Origin of the sequence: Flavobacterium soli DSM 19725 (genome assembly GCF_000422705.1) — a bacterium.
In the GTDB taxonomy this organism is placed as follows: Bacteria; Bacteroidota; Bacteroidia; order Flavobacteriales; family Flavobacteriaceae; genus Flavobacterium; species Flavobacterium soli.
Window position 1 is genome coordinate 103,116 of the sequence record NZ_AUGO01000003.1, and the last position, 19,440, is coordinate 122,555.

Sequence of the window (19,440 nt, forward strand, 5' to 3'; positions counted from 1 at the left end):
AATCCATGTTCCCGCCATCCTTCCAAATCTTTTTATTTTTTTAAAGAAAAAAAATAAAAAGGATTTTCCCTCCTGTCGGGGCTACTTTAAAATCTTTTGGCACTTTTTAATCTTTTAGCTACAGACCCGACAGGTTTTAAAAACCTGTCAGGTCTTCATGAAACTTAATTCCTTAATGGTTTGAAAAAACCTAACAGTCCCGACGCTTCGGGATGAAAACCTGTTAGGATGGATACTCGAAACGTTTTATCGCTTCCCGAATCTTCTCCTCTTTCACACACAACGAAAACCTAATATAACCCTCGCCATTGCTTCCGAAAATAGTTCCTGGTGTAATGAAAACATGTTTTTCAAGCAAAATTTCATCAATAAAATCTTCCGCTGATGTAACATTTGAAGGCAATTTCGCCCAAACAAACATCCCAACACTATTCCTATCATAACTGCATCCAAGCTTATCAGCCAATTCGAAAATCAAGTTTCTTCGTCTGCTGTAGATTTCATTTTGAGCATCAAACCACTCTTTTCCCAACTTCAACGCTTCAACTGCACCTTTCTGGATGCCATAGAACATCCCGCTGTCCATATTGCTTTTAACTTTCAAAATTGCCTCAATAAATGCTGCTTTTCCCGAAACCATCCCGACACGCCAACCTGCCATATTAAAGGTCTTACTCAGCGAATTCAATTCCAAAGCCACTTCTTTAGCTCCTTCGATCTCCAAAATCGACATTGGTTTCTCGTTCAAGACAAAACTATAGGGATTGTCGTTTATCAAAAGGATCTGATGCTTTTTGGCGAAAGCCACCAACTTTTCAAGCAGTTCTTTCGAAGCATTTGCACCCGTCGGCATATTCGGATAATTCACCCACATCAATTTTACTTTAGACAAATCCTGTTGTTCCAAAACTTCAAAATCGGGTTCCCAATTATTTTCTGCTTTCAAATCATACAAAACTGCCTTCGCTTGAACCAGATTCGTAACTGATTCATAAGTGGGATATCCGGGATTCGGAATCAAAACCTCATCACCTTCGTTCAGAAACGCCATCGAAATATGCATAATTCCTTCCTTGGAACCCATCAATGGCAAGATTTCTGAATTATAATCAAGCGTTACGCCAAATTGTTTCTTATAAAAAGTCGCAATGCCTTGTCGCAACTCGGGCAATCCTTGATAACTCTGGTATTCGTGGGCTTTATCATCGTTCATCGTATTTTGAATGGCTTCAATCACATTTTTGGATGGTGCCAAATCCGGACTACCAATCCCCATATTGATGATGGGCTTTCCATCCGCCATCAATTGCCGAACCTGTCGCAACTTGTGCGAAAAATAATATTCCTGGACTGTATCTAATCGTTTGGCTGTAGTAATCATATTTTTCCGTTTTTATATTCACCCAAAACCTTGAAATGGGTCGTCATCAATTGCAAAATATTCTTGGCTTTTTCATAATGCTTGTATTTTTCAAAAACCACATCCACAAAAAAGGAATACTGGAAAGGCGTTTCAATTATAGGCATCGACTGGATTTTGGTCAAATTCAGTTTGCAGTTGTTCATCACATTCAAAATGGTTGCAAGACTTCCCGGCATGTCATCCAACTCAAATTTTATCGAAGCCTTGTTGATTTGCTCCTTTGGCAATTCCTTGTTTTGGGTCTTTACAATCACAAAGCGAGTCTTGTTGCTTTTTATCGTATGAATGCCAGAAGCCAGAATCTCCAAATCGTACATTTTGGCTGCTATGGGGCTTGCAACGGCTCCAATTCCCATCAGGTTTTGTTCCTGAATCCTTCTTGCAGTTTCGGCAGTATCACCACTTTCTATCAATTTAATATGCGGATAATTTGCAAAGAAAACGGCACATTGCAACAAGGCTATTGGGTGTGAATGCACTTCCTTGATGTCCTCAATCTTTTGTCCGTTGAGTGCCATCAAGTTCATGTGGATGTCCAGATAGTGTTCGCCAATGATGTGCAGATTGTTTCGGTCGATCAAGGCATAATTCGGAATAATCGAACCTGCGATAGAATTCTCCAACGCCATGATGCCCTTTTGAGCCTCATTGTTTAGAAGGCTTTTTACCAAGATATCGAACGACATACATTCGTCCAGTGGCATATTTTTGTTGAAATATTCCTCGGCTACCTGATGGTGAAACGATCCTTTTATTCCCTGAATTGCGATTTTTGTATCCATTTTTGAGCAAAAAAAAATCCCGATTTGCATCGGGATTGTTTATAAATAGGTGAAATTATTTTTTCATCAAATCATTATACAACAATCCCTTTCTTCGTCCAAAAGAAATAAAAACTGTTGTAAAAAAAATTGAATGTAGTGTTCATTTGAAATTTTATGTTTGGCTAAAGTAGAAAATTATTTTATAGCGTGATGATTTGTTTTGCCTTTTTTTCTAAAAAATCTACTAAAACGTTATCGCTTTGCGTTATTGAGTTAATGCGTTTTAGAAATTGCACATTTAATTATTACATTTGCTTCAAATCATCCACTATGTCAATAGAAGTCAACAATATCTCTAAAAATTATGGTGCACAAAAGGCACTGGACAATATTTCTTTCTCTGTAAAAAAAGGAGAAATCGTAGGTTTTCTTGGTCCAAATGGTGCCGGAAAATCAACCTTGATGAAAATCCTTACCACTTATATCAATGCTGATTCTGGTACAGCTTCGGTGAATGGAAGCGACGTGAATGCACATCCAAAAGCCGTTCAGCAGTCGGTTGGCTATTTGCCAGAGCATAATCCGTTGTATTTGGATTTGTATGTAAAGGAATATTTGGCTTTTAATGCCGATGTATATAAGGTCGCGAAATCCCGAATCGATGAAGTCATCGCCCTAACCGGTTTGACACCTGAAAGCCATAAAAAAATTGGGCAACTTTCTAAAGGTTACCGTCAGCGTGTTGGTTTGGCGAATGCCTTGTTGCATAACCCTGATGTATTGATTTTGGATGAACCAACAACAGGATTAGACCCGAACCAGCTAGTAGAAATCCGCCAGTTGATCAAGAATGTTGGCAAGGACAAGACGGTTTTTCTTTCCACACATATCATGCAGGAAGTTGAAGCCATTTGTGATCGTGTGATCATCATCAACAACGGAAAAATCGTGACCGACAAGCAACTAGACAACCTGATGACCGAGAAAGAGCAAGTACTAGAAGTGGAATTTGATTTTAAGATAGAAGAACAACTGATTGCCCAAATCCCAAATTTGGTTTCCTATAAAAACATCCACGACATGACCTGGGAACTGGTTTTTGTTGCCGAAGGCGATATGCGACCTATTGTTTTTGATTTTGCCAATACGAATGGTTTAAGGACTTTGCAACTGAACCAAAAGAATAAGAACCTTGAGGCGGTGTTTAGGGAAATGACAAAGAAGTAAGTTTTTTCAACACAGATTTAATTCGTCGATTTGACCTTTGGTCTCGGGTCACGGATTTTTCACGGATTAAAAGAGTCAGTAATATCCTTTTAATGTTTTTATCAATTGTTGGGTGCTATTTTAACGCAAATCGTATAAATTCAAATTTTTGACAGACTTCTATGAAAAATCTATTTTACATATTTGTGCTTTTTACTTCTATTTGTTATTCGCAGCAAACAAACAAAAAATATTGGATAGGAAAAGAAATAAAAAGCGAAAGCGGATTTTTATTAGAAAAAGGCAATTTTGACACAGATTTTGGTGTTGCATTTTCTCATTATGAAACTAAAATTTTCCTGTTATTTTTCAAAGTAGAAAATTCACAAAAAATTATAATTGATATTGTAGAAATTAACAAGAAAGAATTGCAAGGAAACAAACTAACAGAATATTGTCATACAAATAAAGGTGTTGATAATGAAATTATTGCCCTTATAAAAGACACAAACAATGGCAATGAATTTTACACCAAAATTAAAAAAGCGTGGCGTGCGAATAGAAAAATTGGTAAATTTGAAAAAATAGCCAAACGAAAAGTAAAAAAATGCAGTAACGAAAATTACGGAATTTAACCTTTGAAAAAACTCATTTACATATTTATTATTCTACTTGTAGCAAGTTGTAAAAATGCTGTACAAAATAATTCCCCTATGGAAAAAGTTGTTGTTGCTGATACTGTTGCTACCGAAGAACTACCCGAATACAAAGCCGATACGCTTTCTAAAATAAGTACCCCATTTTTATTAAATAAACTTTTATGTTATTGGGAACATTTTTTTGTTATTTACCATTATGGTGGACTTGAAATTACAATGAAATTGTACGATTATAAAACAAAAAAACTACTTTTAGAATATGAGTATCAGCCAAAATATGAAGAAAACTATGATTACAAATCTGAAACCTATTTTGACAGCATAAACAAACGCCATTTTGATGATTTTAATTTTGACGGGTATAAAGATTTTACCCTTTATGAATATGGCAGTATGCCAATGACAAGTGCAACTATTATTATGCTTTTCAACGATGAAACCAAAACTTTTGAACATTCTGAATTATCTGCCCCAGTTATTGACGAAATAGATAGTATCAATAAAATTTTGACAACACACGAATGGGATATGGAAAACGTATATTATAAAAAACACCATTTCGACAAAAACGGAAAAATAAAATTTAGAGAAGAAATAACCGAAAGGGATTACTACCCTAATGACACAACCGGAATGAGGATTATATATTACCAAAAAATAATAAACGAAAAAATTGTAGAACAAAGAACCGACACACTAAAAGAATAAAAAAACAGCACACAACAGCCGTTGCAAAAGCGTAGGTTTCGTGATTCTATGACAGAGAAGTGCTAAATTTAAGTTTTGTGCATCTAATGAAGTTTAGTGCTGAAAATCCCGCCTTCGCAAAGCGGCAAAACGTTATTTACAAGATAAAAACCCTTCTAAAAATCTAAAAACAATTTCAGAAGGGTTTTTGAATTTAAATTAGAGGTAATTTAAAATGCTTATCTTTAAAAAACTGCCTTGGCAATTGCCTTTATATTTTCAGCTTTTCCCATAGAATAATAATGTAAAACGGGGATTCCCGCCTGCATTAATTCCTTACTTTGGTTGATGCACCACTCGATTCCTATTTGTTTTACGGCTTCGGCATCACTTGCACGAACGACTTCCATGATCAAATCGTCAGGCAAATCGACCTTGAAGCGATGTGGGATCAAATTTAGTTGTTTCTTGGTTGCAATGGGTTTTAATCCCGGAATAATTGGCACCGTGATGCCTTCTTTCCTGCATTTGGCTACAAAATCGAAGAATTTCTTGTTGTCAAAAAACATTTGCGTGATGATATAAGTCGCTCCGTTTTTTATTTTTTGTTTTAAAAAATGGATGTCGCTGTCCATACTTGGAGCTTCCATGTGCTTTTCTGGATAACCTGCAACACCAATGCAAAAATTGGTACAGGACGAATTTTGCAACTCTTCGTCCAGATAGATTCCCTTATTCAAATTGCTGATTTGAGTAACCAGTTCGGATGCATATTGGTTACCTTCTTTTTCGGGCTTGAAGTAAATTTCGTTTTTCAAAGCATCACCTCGCAGTGCCACCACGTTATCAATTCCAAGGAAATCCAAATCGATCAAAAGGTTCTCGGTATCTTCCTTCGTGAAACCACCACAAAGGATATGCGGAATGGCATCTACGTCATATTTATTTTGGATTCCTGCACAAATCCCCACTGTTCCCGGACGTTTCTTGACGATTTTCTTTTGCAACAAACCGCTCGGCAATTCCTTGAATTCATATTCCTCCCGATGATAGGTCACATCAATAAACGGCGGATTGAATTCCATCAAAGGATCGATGCTATCAAAAATAGATTGGATGTTTTGGCCTTTTAACGGAGGTAATATTTCGAAAGAAAATAAAGATTTCCCGTTGGCATTTTCTATGTGTTCTGTTACTTTCATATTTTAGGTGTTGGGTACTAGGTGTTGGGTGTTGGCAACCTTATACCTTACACCCTAAACCCATTACCTATATTAATCTGCTATATTCGGCGAAAGCCATTTCATTGCCATTTCGGTAGAAATTCCTCTACGTTTGGCATAATCTATCACTTGATCTTCTTTTATTTTTCCGAGTCCGAAATACTTGCTTTCCGGATGTCCAAAATAATATCCCGAAACGGATGAAGCGGGCCACATTGCCATAATTTCGGTCAGGGTTACTCCTATTTCTTGTTCTACATTTAATAATTTCCAGATGGTTGGTTTTTCTAAATGGTCAGGACAAGCTGGATAGCCTGGTGCTGGTCGGATTCCTTTGTACTCTTCTTTGATTAATTCCTGATTGGATAGATTTTCATCTGATGCATAACCCCAAATTTCTTTTCTCACTTTCAAGTGTAGATATTCGGCAAACGCTTCCGCAAAACGATCACCGAGTGCTTTCACGAGAATCGAATTATAATCGTCTAATTGTTTTTCAAACTCTGCTGCTTTTTCATCTACACCAAAGCCTGTTGTTACGCAAAAACAACCGATGTAATCTTGTTTTCCAGAATCTTTTGGAGCTATGAAATCTGACAATGCGATGTTTGGAGCACCAGCGGTTTTCTGGGATTGTTGCCTCAACGTCAGGAAAGTTGTCAGTTGTCGGTTGTCGGTTGTCAGTTCTATATCATCATCGTTGATTGTATTCGCTGGAAAAATCCCTAGAATTCCTTTGGCGGTAAGCCATTTTTCCGAAACTATTTTTTGTAGCATTTCTTGAGCATCGGCAAATAAACTCGTTGCTTGTTCGCCCACAACCTCATCGGTTAGGATGGCGGGATATTTTCCATACAATTCCCATGATTGGAAAAAGGGAGTCCAGTCTATAAAATCTACCAGTTCCAAAAGTTCCACTTCGATAGTTTTTATTCCGATGAAATTTGGTTTTACGGGTGTGAAATTATCCCAATCGAGTTTCAATTTATTCTTTCGGGCTTCTTCAATCGAATGGAAATTCTTGTCACGGCTTCTGTTCAGATAACCGTCACGTAACTTGTCATATTCCTCTCGAATGGCTTTCACATAACCTTCTTTGGTTTCGGCCTGCAACAAATTACTTGCTACTGTTACGGCACGCGAAGCATCGTTTACATGAACCACAGTTTCCTTATATTCTGGTGCAATTTTCACGGCAGTATGAGCCCTTGAAGTGGTTGCACCACCAATCATGATTGGAATTTTTATGTTTAATTTATCCAATTCTTTCGCCAGATAGACCATTTCGTCGAGCGAAGGCGTGATCAATCCGCTCAATCCGATAATATCGACATTATGTTCAACGGCTGCTTGGATGATTTTTTCCGGTGGTACCATCACACCTAAATCGATAATCTCGAAATTATTACAGCCTAAAACTACAGCTACAATATTTTTTCCGATATCGTGTACGTCACCTTTTACGGTTGCCATCAAGACTTTTCCAGCCGAAGAAGATTTTCCTTCTTTTTGGGCTTCGATGAATGGAAGTAAATAAGCCACCGCTTTTTTCATTACACGAGCCGATTTTACAACCTGTGGCAGAAACATTTTTCCGCTTCCGAATAAATCTCCAACAACATTCATTCCCGCCATCAAGTTAACCTCGATCACTTCTATCGCTTTCGCGGAATTTACCCTGGCTTCTTCAACATCGATTTCGATAAACTCATCGATTCCTTTTACCAATGAATGCGTCAATCGTTCTTGAACCGAGCCATTTCGCCATTCGGCAATCGCTTTTTCGTTTACCTTGAAATCACCTTTGAAGGTTTCGGCTAAATCTAGAAGTCGTTCAGTGGCATCGTCTCTCCTATTTAAAAGAACATCTTCAACATGCTCTAAAAGTGTTTTGTCAATTTCGTCGTAAATCTCAAGCATCTCTGGATTTACGATTCCCATTGTCATTCCGTTTAAAATGGCGTGATACAAGAAAGCCGAATGCATCGCCTCCCGAACGGTATCATTGCCTCGGAACGAGAACGAAACATTACTCACACCACCCGAAATATTGGCATACGGAAGATTTTCACGGATCCATTTTGTAGCCCTGAAAAAATCCAAAGCGTTCAATTTATGTTCGTCCATTCCGGTTGCAACCGGAAAGATATTTGGATCAAAAATGATGTCTTGTGCCGGAAAATGAACTTCATTTACCAAAATATCATAACTCCTCTTGCAGATTTCGATTCGTCTTTCGTAGGTATCGGCTTGACCATCTTCGTCGAAAGCCATAACAATTACCGCAGCACCATATCGTTTGATTAATTTGGCATGATGGATGAAGGTTTCTTTTCCTTCTTTGAGCGAAATGGAATTTACAACGGCTTTTCCTTGCACCACTTTTAGTCCCGCTTCAATGATTTCCCATTTGGAACTGTCGATCATTATGGGAACTCGGGCAATATCTGGTTCGGCGGCGATTAGGTTTAGGAATTTGGTCATGGCATAAACACCGTCGAGCATTCCTTCGTCCATATTGACATCGATGATTTGTGCACCACCTTCTACTTGTTCTCTCGCAACGGAAAGTGCTTCGTTGTATTTTTCTTCCTTAATCAATCGGAGAAATTTACGCGAACCAGTTACATTGGTACGTTCGCCAACATTCACGAAAATAGATTCTTCTGTAATGAAGAGCGGTTCTAAGCCTGAAAGTTGTAAATTTATTTTGTTTGTTCTTGACATATTTTTATTTGAACACAGATTTATCTCACTTATTTTTATTTTTATTTGAGTTCGATGATTTTCAATTCACAAATTGACACAGATTTAATTTGTGCTAATTTGTGAAATCTGTGTCTGAATTTTTCTAGGTTTAAATTGAGATGCTACTTCAGCGATTAATTTTATATGTTCAGGAGTTGTGCCACAACAGCCTCCTATTATATTGATCAAATTATCCTGCAAATATTCTTTGATTAAGGCTTGCATTTCTTCTGGCGTTTGGTCGTATTGACCGAAAGCGTTTGGTAAACCTGCATTTGGATGTGCTGAAATATTTAATTGTGTATTATGTGCCAATCTCTTCAAATACGGTTTTAACTGATCGGCTCCAAGAGCACAATTGAAACCAATGCTTAACAATGGAATATGTTGGATAGAAATCAGAAAGGCTTCTACGGTTTGCCCAGAAAGTGTTCGTCCAGAAGCATCAGTGATGGTTCCAGAAACCATGACCGGAATGTCCAAATTTCGTTCTTCTTTTACTTCTTCAATCGCGAAAAGTGCGGCTTTTGCATTCAAGGTATCGAATATGGTTTCTACCAATAAGACATCGCTTCCACCGTCAATCAAGGCTTCTACTTGTTGCTTATAAGCAATTCGTAAGTCGTCGAATGTTACGGCTCGATAACCCGGATCGTTTACGTCAGGAGACATGGATGCTGTTCTGTTTGTTGGTCCGATTGAACCTGCAACGAAACGTGGCTTGTCTGTAAATTCATCGGCAACTTGACGGGCTATTTTTGCAGATTCATAGTTGAGTTCGTAAACCAGATCTTCGAGGTGATAATCGGCCATACCGATTGTGGTTCCGGAGAAGGTGTTGGTTTCTACGATATCGGCTCCGGCTTGGAAGTATTTTCGGTGTACTTCTTTTACGGCTTCGGGTTGTGTGATGGATAGCAAATCGTTGTTGCCTTTCAATGGATGTGGAAAATCCTTGAAGCGCTCGCCACGGAAATCTTCTTCGGAGAAGTTATAGCGTTGCAACATGGTTCCCATTGCTCCATCTAGGATAAGGATTCTTTCTTGTATTGCTTGGTTTATAAGCCCCCTAGCCCCCGAAGGGGGACCTCCTGTATTATGGTTTGATTGTGTTGACATATATTTTTCTTTCAAAGAAATTATCTTTTTTTTTACACGAATTGCACGAATTTTCACTAACTGTGAATCGTTTTTATTGCACAAATTTTAAAGCTTCGCTTTTGGTTGTCTTTTATTTAAACCATTAAGAAATTAAGATTCATTAAGGGTTCTTGTGAAAAAGATTATTTTGTGAAAATGGATTCCTAAATAGCCCCGATTGAGGTGTTATCCTTTTATTTTTTTTTTTTTAAAAATAAAAGATATAGCCGAAAGCGGGAACATGGATTGTCCAAATTCGCAAGCGATTTGCTTCAAAAAATAGTAAATGTCATCAAGGAAAGTTGAGAGAATTTCTCCGAGTTATCTGTTTCGCCATGGCGAATAGAATGTAGCACCTTCTACGAGAGTAGGGTTGCTAAGCTGTCATTGGGTCTATTCCCTCGAGCTTTCGTGATAACAATCAATATGTTTATGAACGGTGCAAAGTAATGCAATAGATTTGGAATTTGCAACTGGTTTTCAAAAAAATAAACCTACAACGTTGTAGGTTTGGGGATTAGGCAATTTGGAGGTTTTGTGTTTTGTAACTCTCTGCGATTTGAATAATGTGATTGAGCAGATTTGTTGGTGTAACTACAACTTGCTGACCGATAACATTGTGGTTGACGGAAAGAATATCAAAATTATTTTCAAGGAGCAAATCGTATGAATTTACTATCTCTGCACTTGTTGTGGCATCGATGGCAATGAGATTTTCGAGCTCAGCTTCTGTTGCATAATCTATGATGTTTTGTATGGTGAAAGGTGCTGGCGATTTTGTAAAATCGGCATCCCATCTGTTTTTGTGTCCTTCTCTTTCAAAGAATGCAAGGGTTGAATTGGTTATTATGGCAAAAACCAGTTCGATATTTTTTTCTTCGAGCAGGGTTAGCTGTTGTTCGATGACTTGATTGATTAAGGCACTTCCGATGTTTCCGATTCCGAAGAGGACGAGATTTATTTTTTTTGGGTTCATTTTTTTTGGATTTAAAGTTTAAGTTTTAACGTTAAAAAACTGCCTCTGACCAATGTCAAAAGCCAAAGACAGCTTTAACAAACAAACAAAAAACAACTTTATTAATATTGAGAGCTTTGTAAATCTTTATAAAAAAAGCCCTTTTGGATGGCTTACCAAAAGGGCTTAGAGTTGAACTATAATAAAGATCAGATCTTTCGCTTTTGGGAACAGCACGACAAAATACGACGCATGGAAATCGTACAACGAATGGACATTTTATTTGCTATTGGATTCATTTGAATTATTTTTTACTTTTTATTATTGAGACTTTTTCATAAAAAAACCCCTGCGGTTTGCAGAGGTTTGATTGTATATTTTAAAATTTAAAATTATGCAATACTTCGCTCTGCGGAAATCTTCCACATCATACGACGAATATTGCAAATAGTTAAATTCATTTTTCTTGTTTATTGAAGTAGCAAACTTCTGAACTATTTTTGAACTGACCAAATTGCAACTAAAACTTTAACATTTAAAAAATTGTTATATATCTTTAGCTGCTACGCATTTAGATTTTTAAAAAACAGTTCATGATGCTGGATGTTTCCAAAAAAAGGTTAAGATTAATTTGCAATTCAAAATGGTTTCATACATTTGCAAACGAAATCAAGAGGAAAAATTTGAACTGATTGCAACCTCTTATCCCAGTTATTTTCTGGAATAAAAAAAATGCTAAAGCAGAAACACTCTCCTTTAGTTTTTCGTTGCAATTTTTTTTCTTCTGCTTAATTTAAACTATTATTATGGCTTATTTATTTACGTCAGAATCTGTTAGCGAAGGACATCCTGATAAAATTGCAGATCAAATTTCAGATGCATTAATTGATAATTTCTTGGCTTTTGATGCTGAATCGAAAGTGGCTTGCGAAACTTTGGTTACGACTGGACAAGTAATCCTTGCTGGTGAAGTAAAATCGAATACTTATCTTGACGTTCAACACATTGCTAGAGAAGTGATCAGAAAAATTGGTTACACAAAAAGCGAATATATGTTTGAGGCTAATTCTTGTGGGATTCTTTCTGCCATCCACGAGCAATCTGCCGATATCAATCAAGGTGTTGATCGTGCTAGCAAAGAAGAACAAGGGGCTGGAGATCAAGGAATGATGTTTGGTTATGCCACTAACGAAACGGAAAACTACATGCCTTTGGCGTTAGATTTATCGCATGCTTTGTTAAAAGAATTGGCCAACTTGAGAAGAGAAAACTCAGAAATTACGTATCTACGTCCTGATGCAAAATCGCAGGTAACTTTGGAATACTCTGACGATAATAAACCGCAACGAATTGATGCCATTGTAATTTCTACTCAACACGACGATTTTGATGAAGAAGCAAAAATGTTGGCAAAAATCAAATCGGATTTGGTTTCGATTTTGATTCCTAGAATTAAGGCAAAATATCCTCAATATGCTCATTTATTCAATGACCAAATTACCTATCACATTAACCCTACTGGTAAATTTGTAATCGGTGGACCACACGGAGATACAGGTTTAACAGGAAGAAAAATCATCGTAGATACTTACGGTGGAAAAGGAGCTCACGGTGGTGGTGCTTTCTCTGGAAAAGATCCAAGTAAAGTGGACCGTTCTGCTGCTTATGCAACACGTCATATTGCTAAAAATCTAGTTGCAGCAGGATTGTGTGACGAAGTATTAGTTCAGGTTTCGTATGCTATTGGTGTTGCAAAACCAACTTCTATCAACGTTGTGACTTATGGAACTTCAAAAGTAAATTTAACCGATGGAGAAATCAGCAAGAAAGTAGAAGCTATTTTTGACATGAGACCTTATTTTATCGAACAACGTTTGAAATTAAGAAATCCTATTTATAGCGAAACAGCTGCTTATGGCCATATGGGAAGAACACCTGAAACGGTTACTAAAACTTTTTCGGCTCCAGGAGGACTTACAAAAACAGTTGAAGTGGAGTTATTTACTTGGGAGAAATTAGATTTTGTAGATCAAGTGAAAAGTGCTTTCGGGATTTAACCGCAAAGACACAAAGCTATACGCGAAGTTCGCAAAGAAAAACCTGACTTAACCAGTCAGGTTTTTTTTACCATATAGGCAAGTAAGCTCATAAAAGTTTGGTTTTGTATGATTCTTAAATGATCTTAATATGCCTTATATGTTAAAAATGCTTTACAAATTATATTTCAAACTGAAAATCAAATACCTCGGCTGTACTCGATATTGAGAAGTTCTAGTAATTAACTGCGAAAAACTATCATCATTCAAAGAGGTAGTGTTCAACAAATTGGTTCCTGAAATCTTATATTCCCATTTGCTGTTTTTCTTTTGATAAATCAAACTTGCCGATAGAAAATCATATTGGTTTTCGACCGTTTTCGATTTGTTTGTATAATTAAAAAATTCATATTCCGTAACAAACGAAAAGCTATCAAGAAAATAATAATCCAGCTTTGCAAAAGGACTATTGGTATAGAAGATATCTTGTGAATAATCGTTGATCACGAAGTTATAGCCAACTTCCAAATTGGGTAATTTCTTGTAATTAGTTGAAACCGTAAAGGTATAATTCTGGGTGAAATTTTCGACAGTTGTTGGGCTACCATTTTGAATATTGTTGAACTTGGACCAACCCAATCTCGTGCTGAAAGAAGCTTTGTAGTTTCGCAAAAACGAACGCCCATACATCCCGAATGCTGAAAAACTCTCGTCAGCAAAATTAGAATTAAAAGCCTCTGAAGTTTGATTTACACCATTAAAAACCACCCTAGTTTTCACAGGATCTACACTTCTAGTATAATTTACAGCAGCACTGATATTTTCAAAATTGAACATGTTGTATTTGAAATAACGCAAGGAATGTTGTTGTGAAGTAGCGTTTTCTAACTCTCTATCTCCGTTGAACAAGCTACTATAACTTTGCAAGATATAACCTTCAACCAATTGATTTATATCCGTAAAACTATTGTTGATCGAAAAGTTATAAGTCAGCGATTCTGATTTTTTAATCTGATACAAGGCAAAGAAATCGGGCAAAACCCTAAAGAAATCCATCTTGAACGAACTTCCTAATTGCTGGTTGTTCATAGTATAAGAATGCACACTAAATCCTGGTGTAAACGTAAATTTACCCGTCAATATCTTGTAATGCAAACCCACGAAAGCATCATTGAAATCATATTTCACGTTGTTCGTATTTTCAATTGCATCCAAATTATTCTGATCGCCATTATCCAAAATCTGGAAAATACTGGAATTGAAACCTTGATGTGAATTGGTATTTCCTAATGTGATATTGATGTTGCTTTTTGGCGTAAGCATATAATAATAATCCAACTTTGCATCAATTTTATTGGTTTTTACAAAACGGTTTTGGTTGTAATTATTTCGGTTTTGATCCGAAATATAACCTTGCAAAGTAAACGGTTCGCTTTCTAGATTTGCGTTATAAAACGGATCTTCGTCCTGATACAAATGTTGCATTTCCAAGGCAAAAACATGCTTTTCTGTTGGCGTGTAAAAAAAGCTCAAGTTTTGATTAAACGAAGTTGGACTTTGATTTTTATTCGTAAAAATACTTTCGGTATCCGAAACGGAATTCACGATTGATTCCCTCAAAAGATCATTGTTTTCGTCTTGTTTTGATAATTTACCAAAAACATCATAATCAAACTGAAACGAACTATTTGGCTTGTAGGTCGAACTCAATTTAAACAATCCTAAGTTACTTTTCTGATGTGAAATTTCGGCACTTCGCTGTTCGCTTTCAGTATCTAAAATCGTGGTTTTCGATTGGGTTTCCATATCAGTTATAGAAGAAGATAAAATCCCGAAACCGCTAACAGTCCAAGCCTTTGTCACGTTATAAGAAAAATTGGTTGCTCCAAAACTAGTTTCAATTTCCTTGGCACGATTGTTTCGCATCATCGCGATTCCCAAATCATTTGTAGAAACATTAAACGACGAACCACCCTTTGCCATCATGTTTCTAAAACCACCTGTGAACTTGAAATAATCCTGGATCGTGAGTGGCAATTCGCCAATATTATTGAAATTCGTAATTAAATTTAAACTGTATTTCGGGTTGTAATAAAACAATTTCGGGTTCACAATATACCGTTCGTCTCGATGACCAACCCCAATTCCAGCCGTCATATCTCCAAACCAAAAATTCTTTTTCCCGTCTTTTAGCTTGATATTCATGGCAAGATTTTCCTCATTGTTCTCTACACCCTTCAAGATAGAATTTTCGTTATAATTTCGCAACACTTGAACCTTATCAATTGCATCCGCTGGAATATTTTTCACACCTAGTTTGGTATCACCGTCAAAAAAATCTTTGCCTTCCACCATCAGTTTTTGGACTTTTTTGCCTTCCACTTCAATTTCGCCATCGGCATTTACTTCAATTCCTGGCATCTTTTTCAAAACATCTTCGAGTTTTCTTTCGGTTCCAGTCGTGAACGAATCAGCATTATACACAATCGTATCACCTTTTATCGAAACGGGCATTTCGTTTACAATCTCCACACCTTCGAGTTCTAAACCTTCCTGAAGCGTGAAAATCTTGTTGATATTCTCGGTAGTAGTCACAACAGTTTCCTCCAATGCCGAATATCCGATATAACTCACTTTAATCGTATAAGTTGCATTCGGTTTTAACGACAATTGAAATCTACCTTTTTCGTTGGTGATTGAATAGGCATCCATACCTTTTGTAGCTTGATTGACTGCCATGACATTTGCCATTTCGAGTCCGAGACCTTGAGGATCGGTAACAAAACCATCAAATTTTATAGTTTGAGCCTGGGAGATGATTGCCATTAAAAAGAATACCGCAATGAGAATTTGTTTTTGCATTGTGTTTGTTGTAAAGTACTAGCTATAAAGACTTAATAATCTATAAAAGATTACGAATTACGTTCAAAATCAAATAAAGTACAATTAAAATATACCATCCAATTGTTATTATCTATGAATTTCAATTCGAATGGCACCATCCTTATCGGTCATTTGCTCCATTTGTTTTGCTATAAGACTCTCATGTTCCTTTTTTGTTACTTTTTTTCCTTTTTTTGGCTTTTTAATTTCAGTTTTGTCCTTTGGATTCAGCACTACTTTGGAGCATAAAATCGTAGTATTGTCATAATTAGCTTCCAATATCAAACCTGGCAAACCCCAAAATTCTCCCGGACCTTGGCTCACCGGAATTTCAGGCGTGTACCAAACCGTAGTAACTCTTTCCTTAGGTTCATCCATTACAAAAAAAGCAGTTTTTGCAGCTTCTTGTTGCTTCTTGAAATCCTCATATTGCTTGATATCTTCCTCTGTTACAGGATCAACATGAATTGCTTTGTAGCAAGTATAATTCCCAATTTTCTTGGTTTCGCTCTGCAACTGCCAGTTCCACACCTTCAATGAATCTGTAATTAAAAATTCCTTTCCAAAGAAATCTTCCTCCTCAATCTGCATCTTTTCCTTTACATTTTTATAGGTTTTCGATCCATCTCCAGATCCCGAAAAACTCATGCTAAAACCAGTCGATCCAGCCGTTGGAGCATCTAGTTTTTGCTCTTCATAATAAACCGATTCATATTTGTTGAAATCCAAGAAAAACTTCTTTTCAAACTGTTTCTTCATGCTTTCCATGATTTGCTTGTTCATTTCGTCATTAATCCCCTCACTCTCAATTTTCATGTCCTTGAGATCGGTTTTTGACTCATAAACCGCCATTCCGTGAAACTCCTGAGCTACCATTTTGCTTGACAAAACCAATACAAACAAGGCTACTGTAATAATCAATCTGTTCATAATTTTAATTTTTATTTACTACTTCTAAATTCTTTTATAAGAAGCTAATCCCGCCAACGTTACAAGTTTTTTCAATATCGGCTTTTTTTCTAAGCAAAAAATGTCCCGAAGCTACGGGACCGTTGGTCGCTCTTTTTATGCAAGAAAAAAATAGCCGCTCTTGAAAAAAGCTTTCCACTCATGTCGGGGCTAGCTTCGCCGTTGGAAACAGCAGGCCAAGAATATTCTTTTAGCCCAATTTAAACAACTAATTCAAAAAACTGCTCCAAAACAACACTACAAATAAATGTAATCCGAAGCTTACTTTCAGTTAACCAAAGTTAACGATTGTTAACACTGTACTTTTTTTAGGATTAGTTCTTACTTTTGAAAAATGAAATCCTCAAAATACAAATACATACTCCTTTTCATTACCATAACCATTCTGGCAACCATTGGTTTGCAAATATTTTGGAACATAAAAAACTTTAAAGAAAACAGAATCCAGCTCATCAAAGAAGTACAAACTGCCTTCGACAACAGCATCGAATATTATTATGTAGAAGATTCTAAAAATGATTTTATGGCTTTTGTGGATGAAAACGGAACGATTCCAAAAGATGATTTCATAGAAGTTGTGGCACTCGATTCTGCTTTTACAAACAATATTTCAAAAATGAAACAGAGTCGTTCTACTAAAAATAAAAAGCAAAAAAAAGACAATAATAAACCTGACAGCACAGGATTTGCACTTTCACTTTCCTTTACAGCAAAGACTGAAGAAATAAACGAATTTGATATTTCCCAAAAGTTAAAAGATACCATTCATTGGGAAAATAATTGGAAAAACCTTGAAGACAGCCTGAAGAAACCCGAATCTAATATTGAAATTTTCGGAGATGCATCGAAAATTTCTAGCATCAAAGTCATTAAAGGAAAAAGAGAAACCGACAGTATTTCGAAACTTCAAACGCTTGTCAACAAAATTATAATTTCGACCTATCAAGACACTCTCGATTATCGAAAACTAAGCAAATCTGTCGATCGAGAATTGGCTCGAAAAAACATTATGGTCGATTACAGTTTGCAACATTTCAAAGCCGATACCATTTTTGACAAATTTGAAAAAAAACCAAATGACAGCTTGCCTTTGACTGCCTTTTCTGGAACCACTTTTTTACCACCCAACCAAAAATTACAAATCGCTTTTTCGGATCCAACCGTTTTGATTTTAAAAAGAAGCTTTACAGAAATTCTGCTTTCATTATTACTTTCGCTTTCTATTATTTTCTGTCTTTTGTACCTACTAAGAACCATCAACAAACAAAAAAAGATTGACGAAATAAAGAACGATTTGATTAGCAATATTACCCACGAATTCAAAACGCCCATCACCACCATTTCCTCGGCAATAGAAGGAATCAGGAATTTTAACGACGTGGACGACAAGGAAAAAACCAATCGTTACCTCAACATTTCGGGTCAGCAATTGATGAAATTGGAAATCATGGTCGAGAAATTATTGGAAACCGCCTCACTCGATACTGATCAATTGGTACTCAAAAAAGAGCGAATAAATCTAACCGAGCTATTGCAATCTACCATCGAAAAGTATCAAATGGTTACAACAAAAACCATTGTTTTCGACAAATCCCAAGAAAATATTTACTGCAAAGCTGATGTGTTTCATTTTGAAAATGCAATTTCCAATTTGATTGATAATGCCATAAAATATGGGGGCGGAATTGTGAACATCAGTTTAGGCAAAGCCAAAAAACAAATTATAATTGCGGTTGAAGACAACGGAAAAAGCATCGACAAAAATCAACGCGAAAAGATTTTCGACAAGTTCTATCGCATTCCAAAAGGCAATATCCACGATGTGAAAGGCTTTGGAATCGGTTTGTTTTATGCTAAAAAAATCATTGAAAAACACGGCGGAACGTTAGAATTAGTTCCGAATACAAAAACCACAATCTTTAAAATCAGTTTTCCAGATGTCCAGTAAAATCAAAATTATTTTAGCCGAAGACGAACCCGCTTTGGCCTTGATCATCAAGGAAAGTCTCGAAACCCGAAGCTTCGAAGTGGTGCATTGCAAAGATGGCGAGGAAGCTTTTGAAGCCTTCAACAAACACAAACCCGACTTGTTGGTGCTCGATGTGATGATGCCTAAAAAAGATGGTTTCTCAGTAGCAAAAGACATTCGGAAACTTGACAAGAAAATCCCGATTATCTTCCTGACGGCAAAATCGCAGACCCAAGATGTTGTTGACGGTTTTATGATTGGTGGAAACGATTACCTCAAAAAACCGTTTAGCATGGAGGAATTGATCGTGAGGATTCATTCGCTTTTGGGCAGGATTATTTCTGAAAAAACCGAAGAAGATATTACGATTGGTTCCTATATTTTCAACCTGACCAAACAGACCTTGCAACTTTCGGACACCATTATTTCACTAACCCATCGCGAAGCCGAACTGCTTTATTTTTTAAATGAAAATAAAAATGAAATCCTCGATCGATCTGTAGTACTGAAGAAAATTTGGGGAGACGATGATTTTTTCAACGGAAGAAGCATGGATGTTTTTATTACGAAATTGCGAAAAAAATTAAGCCTCGACCCCAACATTCATATTATAAATGTTCGAAGTCAAGGCTATAAATTGATTTATTGATTTATTTTTTTTTACTAAAGCTTGTCACCTCGACGAAGGAGAGGTCACATTAAGAAACTCGCAAAACTTGATTCAGATTATCTGACCTCTCCTTTGTGGAAGTGGCAACAATGTGTTTTTTGATTCGTA

Annotated in this window: 14 protein-coding genes and 1 riboswitch; of the genes, 6 read left to right on the forward strand and 8 right to left on the reverse strand. The window is 36.5% G+C overall.

Going from position 1 to position 19,440, the window contains the following annotated elements; genetic code table 11:
* Window positions 1-223: 223 nt before the first annotated feature.
* Together G508_RS0105915 and G508_RS0105920 are read right to left on the reverse strand one after the other, a co-directional pair.
* The gene (locus G508_RS0105915) at window positions 224-1,381 is read right to left on the reverse strand and encodes a pyridoxal phosphate-dependent aminotransferase (protein ID WP_026704450.1); all 1,158 of its coding nucleotides are present in this window, start codon (window positions 1,379-1,381) and stop codon (window positions 224-226) included.
* Window positions 1,378-2,205, reverse strand: a complete 828-nt coding sequence (locus G508_RS0105920) for a prephenate dehydratase (RefSeq protein ID WP_026704451.1) — start codon at window positions 2,203-2,205, stop codon at window positions 1,378-1,380. Before G508_RS0105920 ends, G508_RS0105915 begins: the two co-directional genes overlap by 4 nt.
* A gap of 312 nt (window positions 2,206-2,517) precedes the next feature.
* Here G508_RS0105920 and gldA point away from each other — a divergent pair, with 312 nt between their 5' ends.
* The 3 genes from gldA to G508_RS0105935 all read left to right on the forward strand — a co-directional run bounded on the left by gldA (window position 2,518) and on the right by G508_RS0105935 (window position 4,760).
* Window positions 2,518-3,414, forward strand: coding sequence for a gliding motility-associated ABC transporter ATP-binding subunit GldA (gldA, locus tag G508_RS0105925; protein WP_026704452.1), 897 nt, complete (start codon window positions 2,518-2,520; stop codon window positions 3,412-3,414).
* A 161-nt stretch (window positions 3,415-3,575) separates the two neighbouring features.
* A complete protein-coding gene (locus G508_RS0105930; protein WP_026704453.1) occupies window positions 3,576-4,028 on the forward strand; it encodes a hypothetical protein in 453 nt (150 codons plus the stop codon).
* A gap of 78 nt (window positions 4,029-4,106) precedes the next feature.
* Window positions 4,107-4,760: an XAC2610-related protein gene (locus G508_RS0105935; protein WP_026704454.1), complete on the forward strand. Its 654-nt coding sequence runs from the start codon at window positions 4,107-4,109 to the stop codon at window positions 4,758-4,760.
* 224 nt (window positions 4,761-4,984) lie between these two features.
* Here G508_RS0105935 and metF read toward each other — a convergent pair whose 3' ends face one another.
* The 4 genes from metF to G508_RS0105955 all read right to left on the reverse strand — a co-directional run bounded on the left by metF (window position 4,985) and on the right by G508_RS0105955 (window position 10,826).
* Window positions 4,985-5,941, reverse strand: a complete 957-nt coding sequence (metF, locus tag G508_RS0105940) for a methylenetetrahydrofolate reductase [NAD(P)H] (RefSeq protein WP_026704455.1) — start codon at window positions 5,939-5,941, stop codon at window positions 4,985-4,987.
* A gap of 72 nt (window positions 5,942-6,013) precedes the next feature.
* Window positions 6,014-8,689 (reverse strand): methionine synthase, encoded by a 2,676-nt coding sequence (gene metH / locus G508_RS0105945; RefSeq protein WP_026704456.1) that lies wholly within the window; start codon window positions 8,687-8,689, stop codon window positions 6,014-6,016.
* 84 nt (window positions 8,690-8,773) lie between these two features.
* On the reverse strand, window positions 8,774-9,727 hold the full coding sequence (locus G508_RS0105950) for a homocysteine S-methyltransferase family protein (RefSeq protein WP_051197503.1): 954 nt from the start codon (window positions 9,725-9,727) through the stop codon (window positions 8,774-8,776).
* A 441-nt stretch (window positions 9,728-10,168) separates the two neighbouring features.
* A riboswitch (SAM riboswitch) is annotated at window positions 10,169-10,271 on the reverse strand.
* Between the two features lie 96 nt (window positions 10,272-10,367).
* Entirely contained in the window at window positions 10,368-10,826 is a 459-nt protein-coding gene (locus G508_RS0105955; RefSeq protein WP_026704458.1) for a hypothetical protein, read from the reverse strand.
* A 785-nt stretch (window positions 10,827-11,611) separates the two neighbouring features.
* Between G508_RS0105955 and metK the strand changes: the two genes are divergently transcribed.
* Complete coding sequence (gene metK, locus G508_RS0105965; protein ID WP_026704459.1) at window positions 11,612-12,862, forward strand: methionine adenosyltransferase; 1,251 nt, start codon at window positions 11,612-11,614, stop codon at window positions 12,860-12,862.
* A gap of 153 nt (window positions 12,863-13,015) precedes the next feature.
* On the opposite strand, the gene G508_RS0105970 is transcribed toward metK, so the two are convergent.
* Complete coding sequence (locus G508_RS0105970; protein ID WP_407918631.1) at window positions 13,016-15,667, reverse strand: TonB-dependent receptor; 2,652 nt, start codon at window positions 15,665-15,667, stop codon at window positions 13,016-13,018.
* 144 nt (window positions 15,668-15,811) lie between these two features.
* Window positions 15,812-16,654, reverse strand: coding sequence for a GLPGLI family protein (locus tag G508_RS0105975; protein ID WP_026704461.1), 843 nt, complete (start codon window positions 16,652-16,654; stop codon window positions 15,812-15,814).
* Between the two features lie 373 nt (window positions 16,655-17,027).
* Here G508_RS0105975 and G508_RS0105980 point away from each other — a divergent pair, with 373 nt between their 5' ends.
* Window positions 17,028-18,641 carry a sensor histidine kinase gene (locus G508_RS0105980; protein WP_026704462.1) on the forward strand — a complete coding sequence of 538 codons (1,614 nt, stop codon included), beginning with the start codon at window positions 17,028-17,030 and terminating at the stop codon, window positions 18,639-18,641.
* Window positions 18,631-19,311, forward strand: coding sequence for a response regulator transcription factor (locus tag G508_RS0105985; RefSeq protein ID WP_026704463.1), 681 nt, complete (start codon window positions 18,631-18,633; stop codon window positions 19,309-19,311). Before G508_RS0105980 ends, G508_RS0105985 begins: the two co-directional genes overlap by 11 nt.
* Window positions 19,312-19,440: the final 129 nt, after the last annotated feature.